General features: G+C 71.0%; 1 protein-coding gene. It reads right to left on the reverse strand.

Annotated elements, in window-relative coordinates; genetic code table 11:
• A partial coding sequence (locus QSK26_RS41590; RefSeq protein WP_285780877.1) for an IS110 family transposase occupies positions 1–255 on the reverse strand: 255 nt, incomplete at both ends.

The raw sequence follows: 255 nt of genomic DNA on the forward strand, positions 1-255 counted from the left end.
GGAAGTAGTCCCGCAGCGCCGAACGGAGCCGCAGCATGTGCCGGGTCCGTTCCCAGATCATCGTCTGATGCGCGCGGGCGACGACCTTGACCGCCTCGGCCTGGTCGGAGTCGGCGGCGATCTCGCGGAGCTGGTGGCGGCGGGTGCGGACCATGTCGGCCAGCGCGTGCGCGTCGGCTTTGTCGCTCTTGGCCCCGGAGTTGCCCATCACCTCGCGATGCCGGGCGGCCTGCTTGGGGTTCACCCCGAACACCC

The organism is Microtetraspora sp. NBRC 13810, assembly GCF_030268685.1.
Classification (GTDB): Bacteria; Actinomycetota; Actinomycetes; order Streptosporangiales; family Streptosporangiaceae; genus BSRQ01.